General features: G+C 61.0%; 16 protein-coding genes. 5 read left to right on the top strand and 11 right to left on the bottom strand.

Translation table 11 applies throughout. The features are described from left to right. Positions 1-42 precede the first annotated feature (42 nt). Positions 43-636, bottom strand: coding sequence for a malonic semialdehyde reductase (locus tag EKL02_RS07015; protein WP_128901387.1), 594 nt, complete (start codon positions 634-636; stop codon positions 43-45). A 371-nt stretch (positions 637-1,007) separates the two neighbouring features. Here EKL02_RS07015 and EKL02_RS18650 point away from each other — a divergent pair, with 371 nt between their 5' ends. Genes EKL02_RS18650 through EKL02_RS07000 form a run of 3 tightly spaced genes read left to right on the top strand, consistent with a single transcriptional unit; the run spans position 1,008 to position 2,871 of the window. Continuing rightward, entirely contained in the window at positions 1,008-1,727 is a 720-nt protein-coding gene (locus EKL02_RS18650) for an energy transducer TonB (RefSeq protein WP_277750583.1), read from the top strand. Positions 1,728-1,729: 2 nt separating this feature from the next. Next, entirely contained in the window at positions 1,730-2,461 is a 732-nt protein-coding gene (locus tag EKL02_RS07005; protein WP_128901385.1) for a MotA/TolQ/ExbB proton channel family protein, read from the top strand. Continuing rightward, on the top strand, positions 2,461-2,871 hold the full coding sequence (locus tag EKL02_RS07000) for a biopolymer transporter ExbD (RefSeq protein ID WP_128901384.1): 411 nt from the start codon (positions 2,461-2,463) through the stop codon (positions 2,869-2,871). Before EKL02_RS07005 ends, EKL02_RS07000 begins: the two co-directional genes overlap by 1 nt. A 16-nt stretch (positions 2,872-2,887) precedes the next feature. Here the strand turns inward: EKL02_RS07000 and EKL02_RS06995 are convergent, their stop codons facing one another. The 10 genes from EKL02_RS06995 to EKL02_RS06950 all read right to left on the bottom strand — a co-directional run bounded on the left by EKL02_RS06995 (position 2,888) and on the right by EKL02_RS06950 (position 13,179). After that, a complete protein-coding gene (locus tag EKL02_RS06995; RefSeq protein ID WP_128901383.1) occupies positions 2,888-3,898 on the bottom strand; it encodes an ABC transporter ATP-binding protein in 1,011 nt (336 codons plus the stop codon). Continuing rightward, positions 3,895-4,881: an ABC transporter ATP-binding protein gene (locus EKL02_RS06990; RefSeq protein WP_128901382.1), complete on the bottom strand. Its 987-nt coding sequence runs from the start codon at positions 4,879-4,881 to the stop codon at positions 3,895-3,897. Before EKL02_RS06990 ends, EKL02_RS06995 begins: the two co-directional genes overlap by 4 nt. Next, complete coding sequence (locus EKL02_RS06985) at positions 4,878-5,783, bottom strand: ABC transporter permease (protein WP_128901381.1); 906 nt, start codon at positions 5,781-5,783, stop codon at positions 4,878-4,880. Before EKL02_RS06985 ends, EKL02_RS06990 begins: the two co-directional genes overlap by 4 nt. Continuing rightward, positions 5,780-6,763 carry an ABC transporter permease gene (locus tag EKL02_RS06980; protein ID WP_128901380.1) on the bottom strand — a complete coding sequence of 328 codons (984 nt, stop codon included), beginning with the start codon at positions 6,761-6,763 and terminating at the stop codon, positions 5,780-5,782. The genes EKL02_RS06985 and EKL02_RS06980 overlap by 4 nt, the downstream gene beginning before the upstream one ends. A gap of 55 nt (positions 6,764-6,818) precedes the next feature. Next, positions 6,819-8,399: an ABC transporter substrate-binding protein gene (locus EKL02_RS06975; RefSeq protein ID WP_241687814.1), complete on the bottom strand. Its 1,581-nt coding sequence runs from the start codon at positions 8,397-8,399 to the stop codon at positions 6,819-6,821. A gap of 164 nt (positions 8,400-8,563) precedes the next feature. Beyond that, complete coding sequence (locus EKL02_RS06970) at positions 8,564-10,444, bottom strand: family 2A encapsulin nanocompartment cargo protein cysteine desulfurase (RefSeq protein WP_128901378.1); 1,881 nt, start codon at positions 10,442-10,444, stop codon at positions 8,564-8,566. Beyond that, positions 10,419-11,345 (bottom strand): family 2A encapsulin nanocompartment shell protein, encoded by a 927-nt coding sequence (locus EKL02_RS06965; protein ID WP_128901377.1) that lies wholly within the window; start codon positions 11,343-11,345, stop codon positions 10,419-10,421. The genes EKL02_RS06970 and EKL02_RS06965 overlap by 26 nt, the downstream gene beginning before the upstream one ends. Before the next feature lie 76 nt (positions 11,346-11,421). After that, entirely contained in the window at positions 11,422-11,691 is a 270-nt protein-coding gene (locus tag EKL02_RS06960) for a helix-turn-helix transcriptional regulator (protein WP_128901376.1), read from the bottom strand. Positions 11,692-11,700: 9 nt separating this feature from the next. Next, positions 11,701-12,636 (bottom strand): serine O-acetyltransferase EpsC, encoded by a 936-nt coding sequence (gene epsC, locus EKL02_RS06955; protein ID WP_128901375.1) that lies wholly within the window; start codon positions 12,634-12,636, stop codon positions 11,701-11,703. A 24-nt stretch (positions 12,637-12,660) separates the two neighbouring features. Then, on the bottom strand, positions 12,661-13,179 hold the full coding sequence (locus EKL02_RS06950; RefSeq protein WP_128901374.1) for a rhodanese-like domain-containing protein: 519 nt from the start codon (positions 13,177-13,179) through the stop codon (positions 12,661-12,663). A 307-nt stretch (positions 13,180-13,486) separates the two neighbouring features. Here EKL02_RS06950 and EKL02_RS06945 point away from each other — a divergent pair, with 307 nt between their 5' ends. Then, positions 13,487-13,693, top strand: coding sequence for a hypothetical protein (locus EKL02_RS06945; protein WP_128901373.1), 207 nt, complete (start codon positions 13,487-13,489; stop codon positions 13,691-13,693). A 349-nt stretch (positions 13,694-14,042) separates the two neighbouring features. After that, the gene (locus EKL02_RS06940; protein ID WP_128901372.1) at positions 14,043-15,332 is read left to right on the top strand and encodes an MdtA/MuxA family multidrug efflux RND transporter periplasmic adaptor subunit; all 1,290 of its coding nucleotides are present in this window, start codon (positions 14,043-14,045) and stop codon (positions 15,330-15,332) included. The last annotated feature ends 1 nt before the right edge of the window (position 15,333 follow it).

Here is a 15,333-nt window from a genome sequence, read left to right as displayed (position 1 = left end):
GCGCAAAATGCTTCAGCGCCTGGCGAGAATTTTCATCGTGGATCACAACAGTTGTGCCACTTCCTCGAATGCAAACCGGTAAGCGCGCGGACGGAGCGTGGCGGAATCGCCGTCATAACCAAGATTGGCGATCACATTGACCTTGTAACGGCCATCCGGGAAGAACTCCGCATTCACCAATTCCGGCTTGAAGCCGGTCAGCACCCCGACATCCAGGCCGAGCGCGCGCGCTGCCACGACCAGATAAGCGGCCTGGAGCGAGCCACTGCGCAGCGCCGTCGGCTCGACCAGCTCAGGCACTTTTTCAAACAATTCCTTCGCATTCGGACTCGCCGTCAGTTTCGGCAGGTGTTCATGAAACTGGCTGTCATAGGCAATCAGTACATTCACTGGGGCCGCCAGTGTTTTATCCCGGTTGCTCGATGACAGAGCGGGCGCCAGCCGTGCCTTGGCTTCCTGCGAACGGATGAAGACATAGCGCGTGGGCTGCGCATTGAAGGCCGTCGGCCCGAATTTGACGAGGTCATACACACTGCGAAGCGTTTCATCGGACACTGTGGCCGAAGAAAAATGGTTATAGGTACGTGCCTCACGAAACAATTGATCCAAAGATCGGGCATCAAGTGCTGCTGACATGGCTTCCTCTGCAAAGTGAAAAGGAATTCATGAGCAGGACGCGTGCCAGCTAGCATTACCAAATGTCAACACTGTTACCTGTCGCTATGTGTAATCGTTGGTATGACGTGGCGCCTTGGCTGTGCAATCAACAGCACCCCAGCCCTGCAGCTGCGCAGATATCAACAGTCGATGTGCACACCCGCACACGGCGCCCGTTCATAGAGGCCAATTTATCCGCGAATTGGCTGGCACAAAGCTTGCGAAAGATACCGCATTGCACACTTGCAGCTTCATAGGAGAAAGTGATGACTGTATCAACCTGGGACGCCTTCGGCGGCGTCCATTCGGGATCGGCCCGAAATAGGCAACGGCGCCGTCAGGCCCCTGCCGTGACTCGCGAAAAAGCCCAAACCAGTATCGTGGTGCCGGCGGAAATCAAGCCGGATGCCAGCGGCAACCGTTCGGCATTCCGCCGCAAAGGCGTCGGCGTGTTGCTGGCCAGCCTGGGCGTGGTCGCTTTGCATTTGACGGTCGCAGCGTCCTGGGACAACACCCCGCCAGCGCCCCTGGTCAAGCAGGAGCAGGTGGTGGTGGAACTGGTCAAGCCGAAAGAACCTGAACCGGAAGTGGAGCCGCCAAAGCCGCTGCCGCAGAAGCTGGCGCCGCGGCCTGTGCCGCGGGTCGTGCCGCAAGTTGCCAAGCCGGCGCCAGCGCCAGCCAAGATCGAGCCGGTGGCTCCGAATACACCGCCACCGGCCGTGACGGTGGCGGCACCGCCGCCGGCGCCACCCGCGCCGGTTGCCGCACCGGTACAGGAAACCGTTACGCAGGCCACAGGCTATGCCGGTTACCTGCATAACCCACCGCCAGCCTATCCGGCCAATGCCCAGCGCATGGGTCTCGAAGGCAAGGTCATCCTGCGCGTGCGCGTGCTGGCCACCGGCAAGCCGTCCAACGTCGAAATCCAGAACTCCAGCGGCCGCAAGATGCTGGACGAAGCCGCCATCGCGGCAGTCCAGGGCTGGATGTTTGCCCCCGCCCGCCGTGGCGATACGCCAGTGGACGGCTGGGCAACCGTTCCTATCGAATTCAAACTAGAAAGGTCTTAAACATGTCAATCATCAATACCCAACTCATCGTCGAAGGGACGCTGTGGTCGCTCATCGCGTTCTCGGTCGCCACCTGGACCCTGATTGTGGTCAAGGCAGTGCAGCATTTCCGCTTGAAACAGCAAAATCGCCGCTATCTCAAACTGTTCTGGGGCGCCAAGGACTTTCAAGCCGCTGCCAATCTCGGCGCGGAAGCGGTCGGACCGGTTGCCCGGCTTGCCGGTGCCGGCTTCACCGCATTGAAGCAGGCTGGCAGTGGCGTGCACGACCTGGAACACTCCGGCGAGCGTCAGGAATTGCTTGAACGTCACCTGCGCCAGCAAATCCAGAAGGAACGCCGTTCGCTCGAAACCGGCCATGCGGTATTGGCCAGTATCGGCAGCACCGCGCCTTTCGTCGGCCTGTTCGGCACCGTCTGGGGCATCATGCAGGCGCTGACCGCAATCAGCAAGACCGGCTCGGCCGGCCTCGATGTGGTGGCAGGCCCGATCGGCGAAGCCCTGCTGGCCACCGGCATCGGTATTGCGGTCGCTGTACCTGCGGTGCTTGCCTATAACTATTTCAGCCGCCGCCTGAAAGCTGTCTGGGGCGACCTGGACGATTTCGGCGCCGATTTCATCAATCTGGCCCAACGAGCCGACTTCCGCATCGAACCGGCTGCAGCCGCCAAGAAAGATGCATCGGCTGCGGCCAAGGCTCCGGCAACTGCGGGAACCCGCGAGGTATACGCATAATGGCTTTTTCCACGCAAAGCGAAGGCGGCGACGACATTGTCAGTGAAATCAACATCACGCCGCTGGTCGATGTCATGCTGGTGCTGCTGGTCGCATTCATCGTCACGGCGCCGCTGATGAATAACGCCGTCAAGGTCAACCTGCCAAAAACAGTGACGACCCAGCCGCCGGAATTAAAGAAGCCGGTAAGCGTTTCAGTGGACAAGCAATCGAAGGTTTACCTCGACAAGCGGGAAATCACCAACGAAACGCTGGAAATCGAACTGAAGGCGCTGCGTACTGCCAATCCTGACCTGACCCTGCATCTGCAGGCAGACGAGGAAGTGCCGTACAGGGCGGTGGCCAAGGCAATGGCTGTAATTGAGCGTGCCGGCGTCAGCAAGCTGGCTGTCATTACTGCGACACAATAAACTGGTCGGGCGGGGCCTAGCGCCCCTGCTCGTTCAGATGACATGCAGCGAAATGTCCCGGCGCCACCTCCAGCAAGGCCGGGACCTCATCCCGGCAACGCGGCATCACATGCGGGCAACGCGGATGAAAATGGCAACCTTCAGGCGGCGCCAGTGGCGACGGCACTTCGCCTGAAATCGGGATGAAGCACTTTTTCTTGACCTCCAGCGTCGGCATGGCTGCCAGCAGCGTCACGGTGTAAGGATGGTTCGCTTCGGCAAACAGCGTCACGGTTGGCGCCACTTCCACCACGCGCCCGAGATACATCACTGCCACCCGGTCCGACACATGCCGAACGACACCAAGGTCGTGGCTGATGAACAGGTAGCTCAGCTGCATTTCGGCGCGCAGCTGCATGAAGAGATTAATCACCTGTGCCTGGATCGACACGTCGAGCGCCGCCACCGCCTCATCGCACACCAGGAATTCCGGCCTTACCGCCAGCGCGCGGGCAATTCCGATGCGCGCCCGCTGGCCGCCGGAAAACTGGTGCGGGTAACGTGACGACAATGCCGGATCCAGGCCGACTTTCCGCAAGAGGCTGGCGACATAGTCGGCTTTTTCATCCGGCCTGACGATGCCATGCACCTGGGGCGCCTCACCAATGATGTCGGCCACGCGCAACGCAGGATTGAGCGAGGCGTAAGGATCCTGGAAGATGAGCTGGGTAGTGAGCCGCATCTGCCGTTGCTGCGGCATTTCCTTCGAATTCACCGGCACGCCCTTCCAGGCCACGCTGCCGGCCGAAGGCTGCAGCAAGCCGGCCGCGATGCGCCCGAGTGTGGACTTGCCGCAGCCGGATTCGCCTACCAGGCCCAGCACTTCCCCGGCGGCGACCGCAAGCGACACCTTGTCAAGCGCATGCACGCCGGCAGATGCCGTCCCGCGTCCAAACAGCTTGCTCACCCGGCTGGCGAAATCGACCGGCGGGGAAAAAATCTTGCTGATTTCACACAACGTCAACAGAGGAGTTTCAGGCCGGTTCATGCAGGCTCCCGCACGGGATGAAAACAGCGCAGCAGGCGCTCGTCGAAATTTTCCAGCGGTGGCACGGTACGGCAGATTTCCGTCGCGCGCGTGCAGCGGTCGCGAAAGGCGCAGCCAGCTGGCAATGCCGACAAGGCGGGCACCATGCCCGGAATTTGCGGCAGCGCTTCGCCACGGGGCGTGCGCGATGGTGCCGAGGCTATCAATCCATGGGTATAGGGATGGCGCGGATGCTGCAAGACTTGCGTTACCGTGCCGTTCTCGACGATGCGGCCAGCATACATGACCGCCACCGTATCGGCAAAGCCGGCGACCACAGACAGGTCGTGCGTGATCCAGAGCAGGGCCGTTCCGGACTCGCGACAAAGATCTTGCATCAGCAGCAGGATCTGGCCCTGTATCGTGACGTCGAGGGCGGTGGTCGGTTCATCGCAGATGATCAGGTCTGGCCGGTTGAGCAGGGCGATGGCAATCGCAACCCTTTGCCGCATGCCGCCGGACAGCTGGTGCGGGTAGGCCCGCAGCCTTTCATCCGGCGCCGCAATGCCAACCCGCGCCAAGGCATCGCGCGCCCGCTGCCGCGCGGCGCTGCGGCTGACCGCCTGATGTGCAAGGATGGTTTCAACCATCTGGGTATCGATGCGCAGTACCGGGTTCAGGCTCATCATCGGATCCTGGAATATCATCGCGATGCGGTTGCCGCGGATCGCGCGCATGCCCTCTTCCGGCAAACCGCGCAAGTCGCGTCCCCGAAACAGGATGCTGCCGTCGCTGATGCGCGGCGAATCAACCAGTCCCATGATCGAATAAGCAGTCATCGACTTCCCGGAACCGGACTCGCCGACCAGCCCCATGATCTGCCCGGCATGAATCGAGAACGATACATCGTCCACCGGCTTGAGCACCGCGCCCCGCACTGAAAATTGCGTGCTCAGATGCGCAACGCGCAGCACGGGTTCGGATGACGGGGCAAATGTGCTCATGACACCTGCAGGCGTGGGTTCAATACATCGCGCAAGCGGTCCGCCACCAGGTTGATGGCCATGACCAGCAATAGCAATGCAATGCCAGGGAAAACACTGATCCAGTATTTCCCGGACATCATGTACTGGAAGCCATTGGCAATCAACAGCCCCAGCGACGGCTCGGTGACCGGCAAGCCCAGCCCAAGGAAGGACAGGGTCGCTTCCAGTGAAATCGCCGAGGCGACCTGCAGTGCCGCCACCACCACCAGCGGCGACATGCAATTTGGCAGCAGATGCCTGAAAATGATGCGGCTGGAGGAAAGACCGAGACAAACCGCCGCTTCAATATATTCCTTGCGGCGCTCCACCAGCGCGGCACTGCGCGCAGTACGGGCGTAATAGGCCCACTGCACCGCCACCAGCGCCAGGATGATCTTGCCAAGACCCGGCCCGGTCAGGGCCAGCAGGATCAAGGCGATCAGGATTGATGGAAAAGAGAGCTGGATATCCACCAGGCGCATCAGCACGGCATCGATGCGACCGCCCCGGTAGCCGGCAACCAGTCCCAGCGCCAGGCCGATGGCCAGCGCAATTGCCGTGCTCGCCACGCCAACCGTCACCGAGATGCGGATGCCATACAGGATCGCCGACAACATGTCGCGTCCCTGCGCGTCGGAGCCGAGCATGAAAGTCAGCTTGCCATCCATCGCTATTGCGCCCGGCGCCATGCGCGCATCCAGCAAATCCAGTTGCGCCAGGTCGTAAGGGTTTTGCGGCGACAGGAGCGGCGCAAACAGCGCCGCCAACAAAATCAGCAGCAGCAGGAAGATGCCGACGGTAGCAATGCGGCTGGCAAAAAAATCGCGCGCAAAACTCCGGACTGGCGTTTGCGCAAGCAATACGCGAGGCATCGATGTCATGCCTGGCCTCCCGCTCCGGCAAAGCGCACACGCGGGTCGAGCACCGAATACACCAGGTCCGTCACCAGGTTGATCATGACAAACATCACGACCACCAGCAGCATGTACGCGACGATCACCGGTCGATCGAGCACCCGGATCGAATCAATGATGAGCTTGCCCATGCCAGGCCAGGCAAACACCGTTTCCGTCACGATTGAAAACGCGATGATGGCGCCGAATTGCAGCGCCAGCACCGTCACGATCGGAATCAGGATATTTTTCAGGACATGCACGCCGATGATGCGGCCATTGGAAAGGCCCTTGGCGCGGGCGAACTTGACATACTCCTGCAGCAGCGCTTCCTGCGTGCCGGCCCGCGTCAGGCGAATCACCAGTGCGACATTCGCCAGCGCCAGATTCAGGGCCGGCAGCAACAGGTGCTGCAAGCCTTCCAACGTCAGAAAACTGACCGGCACGCCAAACAGCAGCGTGGTCGGCCCGCGCCCGCTCGCGGGCAGCCAGCCGAGTTGCACGGCAAACACCATGATCATCATCAACCCCACCCAGAAGGTCGGCAGCGACACCCCGAGGATCGATGCCGCCATGATGGCCTTGGCGGCAATGCCACTGGGCCGCAGCCCGGCCCACAGGCCAAGTGGAATGCCGGTGGCGATGGCGATCAGGATCGCCGCCAGCGCCAGTTCCAGCGTGGCAGGCAGGCGTTCGAGGATCAGCCCCAGCGCAGGCGCGGAGAACACGAAAGAACGGCCTACATCGCCCTGCAAGGCATTTTTCAGGAACAACAGGTATTGCCGCCACAATGGCTGGTCAAGCCCGAAGGAAGCAATAATTTGCGCGCGCTCGGCCTGGCTGGCGTCCGGGCCGATCAGGACATCCACCGGATTGCCGATCGCGTGCACGCCGGCGAAGACCAGCACCGACATCGCCAGCAGCACGAGCAGGCTTTGCAGCAGGCGACGGATGAGAAAGGCGGCCATCGCTCAGTCCCCCGCCACGCAATCAGGCGCGCCGGCGCGGCAGGCCCGCGGCGGCTTATTGTGGTTGAAACTGGTGGGCAAAAGTGAATTCATCGGTGCGCGCAGTGTAGCGCAAACCCTTGCGCATTGCCCAGGTCGCATATTGATGATGCAGCGGCACCAGCGCATAGTCGCCCAGTGCGATGGCGGCGGCTTTTTTTGCCGCGGCCTCGCGCCTGGCATCATCCACCGATGCCAGCGCTTCCTGCACCAGCCCATCGACCGTGCGGTTACTGTATTTCCCCCAGTTCCAACTGCCCCAGCCGGTTTCAGGGTTCGGCGTGCCCAGCAACGTACGCAGGGCGAAATCGCCTGCCAAAGAGCCCCAGCCCAGCAGGGACGCGCTGAATTCGCCATTGCGCGCCTTGCCGAAATAGACGGAAAGCGGCAATGTTTCCACCTTTGCCTGGATGCCGATGCGATTCAGGAATTGCGCCATCGTCTGCACGATCAGGTCATCATTGATATAGCGATTGTTCGGTCCGTGCAGGGTCAATGCGAAGCCATCAGGGTAGCCGGCTTGCGCCAGCAGCTTTTTTGCGCCTTCCGGATCGTATTTCTCCACTTTCAACTCCGGATTGTGGCCAAAGATGCCGGGCGCAACGATATTCGATGCCGGCAACGCCAGTCCTTCCATGGTCCGGCTGGCCATCGCTTCACGGTTGATCGCCTTGGAAATTGCCTGGCGCACGCGAATATCCTGCAAGGGATTTTTGGAGAGCGGCTTGCCTGACTTGTCGGTCACGAACGGCGATATCCTGGCCGACTGGTCCAGGAGCCAGAAAATCGTACGCCAGGAGACTTTTTGTTCAAGGTGGACTTTCGGGTTGTTCTTGAGACGGGCGATGTCCGCGGTCGGCACGCTTTCAATCGCATCCACGTCGCCAGCGAGCAGCGCGGCAAGGCGCGGCGCGCTGCTGCTGATAATGCGGAAAGTCACCTTGTCCCAGGCTGGCCTGTCACCCCAGTAGCGCTCGTTGCGCGCCAGCTCGATGCGGTCGCCGCGCTGGAAGCGAACGAACTTGAACGGACCGCTGCCGACCAGTGCCTTGCCACTATTAAAATCCTCACTGGAAGCCTGCTGCGCCGCTTTTTTCGAGACGATAAAAATCGAACTCAGGTCCAGCGGCAGCGGCCCATAAGGCGCCGCGGTCTGCAAACGGATGGTAGCGCGGTCAACCGCCCGCTTGCCAACGATTTGCCGGGTATAGCTGGTAAAGGGGCCGGGGCTGTTGACAAGCTTCGCCGGACGGTCGAGCGAAAACAGCACATCCTCTGCCGTGACATCGCTGCCGTCATGGAACTTGACGCCAGAGCGCAGCTTGAATTCCCAGGTGGTCGCATCGACCGCCCGCCACGAGCTTGCGAGTCCCGGTATCAGCTGGCCGTCGGGGCTGACTGCCACCAGCGTATCAAACAGGTGCGAGGCAAGTGCGATATTCGGGGCGATGTTCAGGTAGTGCGGATCGAGCGAGGAGACATCGGCGGCCAGGCCGATGCGCAGATCGGCCGCCTGCGCCGGAGCCGTAGCCACCAGGCCTGCCGACAGCGCCAAAACGGCGACGATAGCGGCGAACGCCGTTTTTTTAATCTGCATGGCAAGCATGGGTTTCCTTGAAGTACATCTGGACGGGGCATCCAGGGAAAAGGACAAATAAGGGACGACTTGCGAAATACAGTATACAAGCATTAAAAAAACAAAAGGCGGCCGGATTCATCATCCGGCCGCCCTGCATGTCCGACAGCGTACGCCTTGGACTGCTACCTGCGCGCACCTGCCAGTCTGCGCACCACGGCCACCAGGCGATCGATTTCCTCGCAGGTGTTGTAGAACGCAAATGAAGGACGCACCGTCGCTTCCACGCCAAAGCGGCGCAGGATGGGCTGGGCGCAGTGATGGCCCGAACGCACCGCGATGCCTTCCTGGTTGAGCGCCTGGCCGACTTCTTCCGTGCTGTAGCCAGCCAGCACGAACGATGCCACGCTGGCTTTTTCGCGCGCGGTGCCGATGAGGCGCACGCCAGGAATGCTTTGCAAGCCGTGCGTGGCATATTCCAGCAGCGCATGCTCGTACAACGCGATGCTTTCCAGCCCAGTCCGCTCGACGTAATCGAGCGCAGCCCCCAAGCCGACCGCATCGGCGATATTGCCGGTGCCGGCTTCGAAACGGGAAGGCACGCCCTGGTACTGCGTGCGTTCGAACGTAACGTCGGCGATCATGTTGCCGCCGCCTTGCCATGGCGGCAACTGCTCCAGCAAATCCTGCTTGCCATAGACCACGCCAATGCCGGTCGGGCCGAACACCTTGTGACCGGAAAAGACATAGAAATCGGCATCCAGCGCCTGCACATTGACGCGCAGGTGCGAGACTGCCTGGGCGCCATCGATCAGCACGCGTACGCCTGCACGATGGGCGATTTCAATGATTTCCTTGACCGGCGTGACCGTGCCCAGGGCATTCGACACTTGCGTCACCGACACCAGCTTGGTGCGGCCATTGAGCAGCTTGCGGTATTCGTCGAGCACGATCTGGCCGCTGTCGTCGACGGGAATGACGCGAATGACGGCACCCTTCTCAGCCGCCAATTGCTGCCAGGGCACGATGTTGGCGTGATGCTCCAGCTGCGACACGATGATTTCGTCACCAGCGCCGATAAATTTCTTGCCGAAGGTCTGGGCGACCAGGTTGATCGCTTCGGTGGCGCCCCGCACGAAAATGATTTCATTGGGCGAGGCGGCGCCAAGGAAGCGCGCGACCTTGTTGCGCGCACCTTCGTACGCATCGGTGGCGCGGGCCGCCAGTTCGTGCGCGGCACGATGGATGTTGGAGTTCTCGTGCGCATAGAAATACGCCAGCCGGTCGATCACCGCCTGCGGCTTCTGCGTGGTCGCCGCATTGTCGAACCAGACCAGCGGACGGCCGTTGACACGCTCGGCCAGGATAGGGAAATCCCGGCGGATTGCATTCACGTCGAAAGGCGGACGGGGAATTGCGCCCTGCTGCCCTGCGCGCGGCGCCGTATCCCAGTAGGATTGTTCGGCATCCTGGAAGTAAAAACTGGAACCGTTGCCGGAAGCGGCCGCCGGTGCGGCGCGATTGCCGGTGGCGGGATACAGCTGCCCCAGCAATTGCAGCAACTGGTCTTGCCCCGGCAAGCCGAAACTTTGCGCCGTGACGCGATTTTCCGGCGCGGCCTGGCTGGCCAGTTGGTCGAGCCCCTGCGACGAAGATTGATAGCCGCCGGACTCGCCCAGGAAGTAATAGGGCGAAGCCGGCGCGGCTGCGCCGCCGGCTTGCGGCGCCTGCGGCAGCGAAGCAGACTGCGGCAAGGCTGCAGCATAGGCATGCGGCACGCCTTGCGCAAAGCCGGCTGCACCCGTGGGCGCAGCACTTGCGCCCGCCGGGGCGCCAACGGCAACCGGTTCGAGCACCGGCGCAGTTTGAGACTGCGGCAGCGACGTGGCGGTCGCAGCAGACGGCACGGCTAGACCAGCAATGCCGGGACCCAGGCGCGCGCCGGCCTGCGGCAGCATCGAAAAAAACTCGCCGGCCAGCCGGTTCAGCAGGGATTCATCCGGAAGCCCCTGCGCTGCCTGGGCTTCCGACGCCCGCGATTCACTTGTAGGTGTCAGGATAGTCATGGTACTTGCCGATTTCAACGTCATCGAGAACTGCCAGCGCATCGTCGGTCAACACCGCCAGCGAGCAGTACAGCGAAATCAGGTAGGATGCAATCGCATTGCGGTTGATGCCCATGAAACGCACCGACAGACCCGGACTCTGTTCGCCGGCCAGGCCTGGCTGGAACAGGCCGACCACGCCTTGGCGCTTGTCCCCCACGCGCAGCAGCAGGATCTTGGTCTTGCCATCCTCGATAGGCAATTTGTCCGACGGCACCAGTGGAACGCCGCGCCAGGTCAGGAATTGCGAGCCGAACAGGCTGACGGTCGGCGGCGGCACGCCGCGCCGGGTGCATTCGCGGCCGAATGCGGCAATCGCCAGGGGATGCGCCAGGAAAAAGCCGGGCTCTTTCCAGACCTTGGTCAGCAAGTCGTCCAGATCGTCGGGCGTGGGGGCGCCGGTCAGGGTCGAAATGCGCTGGTCATCGTGCACATTGGCCAGCAAGCCATAATCCGGATTATTGATCAGTTCGCTTTCCTGGCGCTCCTTGATGGTTTCAATGGTCAGGCGCAGCTGTTCCTTGATCTGGTCGTGCGGGCTGCTATACAGATCGGAAACGCGGGTGTGGACGTCGAGCACGGTGGAAACCGCATTCAGGAAGTATTCGCGCGGCTTCTCGTCATAATCGACAAAAGTCTGGGGCAATTCGGATTCGTCGCGCTGCGAGCATGCTACCCGTACATCCTTCGGATTCTTGACCTTGTTCAAGCGATAGATACCCGCCTCGACCGGCAGCCATTGCAGCAGATGCACCAGCCAGCGCGGCGTGATGGTGGAAAGCTGGGGAACAGTCTTGGTCGCGTTGGCTAACTGGCGCGCGGCGTTGTCGCCAAGTGCCTGTGGATTGGGCAGATCTGCCATGGTAGGCTCCATTGATAAATGTGGTTGAGGATAAGACTGGATCTTCTTGGCAGTTTCAGGCGTCTATTGCCATATTTCAACATGCTATAGCCATCAAATTGATGGCTTTGATGGTTTGGGAACGGCGCCGCTGCTCGCACTGGTTGAGCAACTCCGGCAGGCTGACCGCTAGCGCGACCGCCAGCTTGTCCATTGTCACCAGCGACGGTATCGCCTTGCCTCGCTCTATCTCGCCGAGATACGAGCGATTCAGGTTGGCTTTTTCCGCCAGGGCCTCCTGAGACCAGTCGAGCAATTCCCGCAATTGGCGGATGGTCAGGCCGAAACAGCGGGTCAAATCCTGCATTGCCGATCCTCAGGCCAGTGCGGCACTGACTGCACCCTGCTCCAGGCGCAAGCTGGCCTGGGTCACATGGCTGCCGGGTGCGACATCGCTGGTCACCCAGACATTGCCGCCGATGGTGGCGCCACGCCCCAGGGTGACGCGTCCGAGCACGGTCGCGCCGGCATAAATCACGACGTCGTCCTCGACGACGGGATGGCGCGGCAAGCCTTTCTGCAGCTTGCCCTCCGTATCCGTCGGAAAGCGCTTGGCACCCAGGGTAACCGCCTGATAGATGCGCACGCGGCTGCCGATCGTCGCGGTTTCGCCGATCACCACGCCGGTGCCATGGTCGATGAAAAATCCGGCACCGATCCTGGCGCCGGGATGAATATCGATGCCGGTATGGCCATGGGCAATCTCTGCCACGATGCGGGCAAGCAGAGGCACGCCGAGCAGATGCAACTGGTGTGCGATGCGATGATGAATCATGGCGAGAATGCCGGGGTAGCACAGCAACACTTCATCCACGCTGCGCGCGGCAGGATCGCCCTCGTAAGCGGCAATTACATCGCTGTCGAGCAATACCCGAATCTCTGGCAGCGCACGCGAAAATTCGCGCACGATGCGCACCGCGGGATCATCGGCGGGCGCCTCTACGCACGGCTGATACCGCGCCGCGTAGCTGAGTTCGAGACGGACCTGCGCCAGCAGGGAATGCAGCACGGAGTCGAGCGTATGGCCGACGTAAAAATCCTCGCTTTCCTGGCGCAGCTCGGGCGGTCCCAGGCGCATCGGAAACAAGGCGCCCCGCAAATCGGCGACGATCTTCGACAGCGCATCTCGCGACGGCAGCTCGCGCCCTCCGGGTTCGGTCGAACGATGATGCGCCTCGCGCCAGCTATGCCGGGCTGCAGCCAGCTCACTCACTACCTGGTCGATTTCGAAATAGGGAACTGGCGTGGACATGGAATTTACACTTGATCAAAAAAATCAGTCTTGCACCCAAGGCAGTGCATGCAAGCGCCAGCCGCCGAGTTGTCCGCGCTGTTGCGCCGGATTCAGGTCGCCCTCGAAACCTTCGAGGATATTGAACGCGCTGCCAAAGCCAGCCTTGGTTGCGGCTTCCGCTGCAGCAGCAGAACGCTTGCCGCTGCGGCACAGGAAAAGAATCACGGCCGACTTGTCCTTGACTTTCGCTTCCAATTCCTTGACGAAGCGCGGATTGCGATTCATCGAGGTGCCGGTCATCCAGGCTACATGCACGGTCTCCGGAACGTAACCGACGAATTTGCGCTCCTCGGCGGTACGCACATCCACCAGTATCGCGAGTCCATCCTGTACCAGGCGCCAGGCCTCGGCGGGCGCAATGCCGCCGGCGTAAGGCAGGCCGTCAGTAATGGCCTGCTGGCGCGCAGCCGACAGGCCTGCGTCTTCGCCGCCGCCGGGCAAGCCGGAAGCAGGCTGCAAATCATTGTTGGAAGTCTGGGTGGCGTGTACGTTATAGGCCATGGCATGCATTCTGTTGATTGAGGTAAAAAACTGCTGAATTCCCAACACCCAGCCAATGTAGCGAATTTGAAGCATGCACAAAACGAATAAAACCGAAGATCTAAAAATGAAAAACACATATAAAAACAAGGCGATGCCCCGACACAGAAAAAAGTGCCTCCCGATCAAATGACGGCATATGAATATTTAAAAATATTCGTTCACTTCGTCGCTGGCGCGGCCTAAGCTTGAATTCTTCCGTGTCCTGCATCTGCCCCGCGCCAAGGCCGATTCGAAACGGCGCGATAGACATGCACGGGAGTACTAATTGAAAGAAATCGCCATGGCATCCAGCTTTGAACCCCAATTCCACAAGAGAGTCCTGCGCGACAAAGGCGACTCCATATGGGTCGCATTACCGCAACCCAGGACGCTGTTGCCGGTAAAAATCACGTTTTATCGCCGGTGGCAATGCGAGGAACGATTAAAGCTGGAGGAATTGGGCGAGACGGTCTTGAAAGAATTTGGCGGTTGACATGTCACGCCAATGGCATGCCGCGCATGTCCGCATTCGTCGGCCACCCCGCCTTGTTTGATAATCAAGCAGTTGACTGTAGAAAAATCAACACCTCCCGATAAAATCCGCTGTCATTGCAACAGCGCCATCGATCTTGCGCCTGCCGACAGAGCGCCATTACCGTAACCAGGAATCCAGCGCACCATGGGCGGCGCGCACTATCGCACCTGATCCACTCTCAAGCGCCCAGGCGCAACTACTCGACACCAGTGGGCATGGATATTGCGAAGGTGAACGGTTTTGCGTTGATCCACCTTGCCGTTCCACTGCCACGACGGCACATCTCCGCTTTTTTTCGAGACCTGTAATGCTCATCAAGAATTCAAAGCCAGTTCGCATGGCAGCCGGCGGGCTATTCGTGCTCGCGCTGGGGCTCGGCGCCGGCAGTTACTGGAAAATCAAGGATACCCAGGCGGCATCCGCGCCTGCTGCCCGCAACGCCGGTAACGCCAGGCCGATTCCCGTGATCGCCCAGCCGGTCAAGACCCAGGACGTGCGGATCGTCCAGAACGGCCTGGGCACGGTCGTGTCGCAAGCATCCGTTACGGTGCGCGCGCGCGTGAATGGCCAGTTACAGCGCGTGCTGTTCAAGGAAGGCCAGGCCGTCAAGGCAGGAGAAGTACTGGCCGAGATCGACCCGCGCCCGTTTGCCGCCCAGCTCGCGCAGGTGCAGGGCCAGGCCACACGTAACCTGGCGCTGCTGAAGAATGCCCAGATCGATCTGGAACGCTATCGCCAGCTGCGCGAGCAGAATTCCATCTCGACGCAGCAGGTCGACACCCAGGAATCGCTGGTGCAGCAATATAAGGGCACAGTCCAGGCCGACCAGGGCTTGCTCGACAATGCCCGGCTGCAGCTTGAATTCACGCGCATTGCCGCGCCGATATCCGGCAAAATCGGCTTGCGCCAGATCGACTCGGGCAACAATATCAGCACAACCGATAGCACTGGCCTGGCCGTGATCACGGCCCTGCAGCCGATCGGGGTGGTGTTCGCGCTGCCGGAAGATGTGCTGCCGAATATCGCGGCACGGCTTGCAGCTTCACAAAAAAGCGGCAAGCCGTTGGAAGTGGAAGCCTGGGACCGTGGCAGCAAAAAGCTGCTTGCGAAAGGTGAGCTGCTGACCATCGACAACCAGATCGATCCAGCCTCCGGCACCGTCAAATTCAAGGCGCTCTTCCCCAATACGGACAATACCCTGTTCCCGAACCAGTTCGTCAACATCCGCCTGCTGACGGAAACCCGCGCCAATGCCACCGTTGCGCCGAATGCGGCGATTCAGCGCGGCAGCCAGGGGCCCTTTGTCTACGTGGTGGGCGCAGACAATACCGTCACGGTAAAACCGGTAAAGCCCGGCCCGGTCGAAGCCGGCGTCACCCTGATCAGCGAAGGCTTGAATGCGGGGGAAATCGTGGTGGTCAATGGCGTGGACAAATTGCGCGAAGGCGCCAAGGTGGCAGTATCCAGCGGCCGCGAAGGCGCGACGCGTAACGCGAAAGGGCAAGGCAAACCGCGACAGGATGGCGCAACGGCCGACACTGTGCGCGGCGAAGCCGGCAGCCGGCAGGAGAAAAAGCCGCAGCCAGAACGCTCTTGAA

This window comes from Janthinobacterium sp. 17J80-10 (genome assembly GCF_004114795.1).
Lineage (GTDB): Bacteria > Pseudomonadota > Gammaproteobacteria > Burkholderiales > Burkholderiaceae_D > Paucimonas.
The sequence above is the reverse complement of the archived record's forward strand: the minus strand, read 5'-3'. Positions and strand labels throughout refer to the sequence as shown.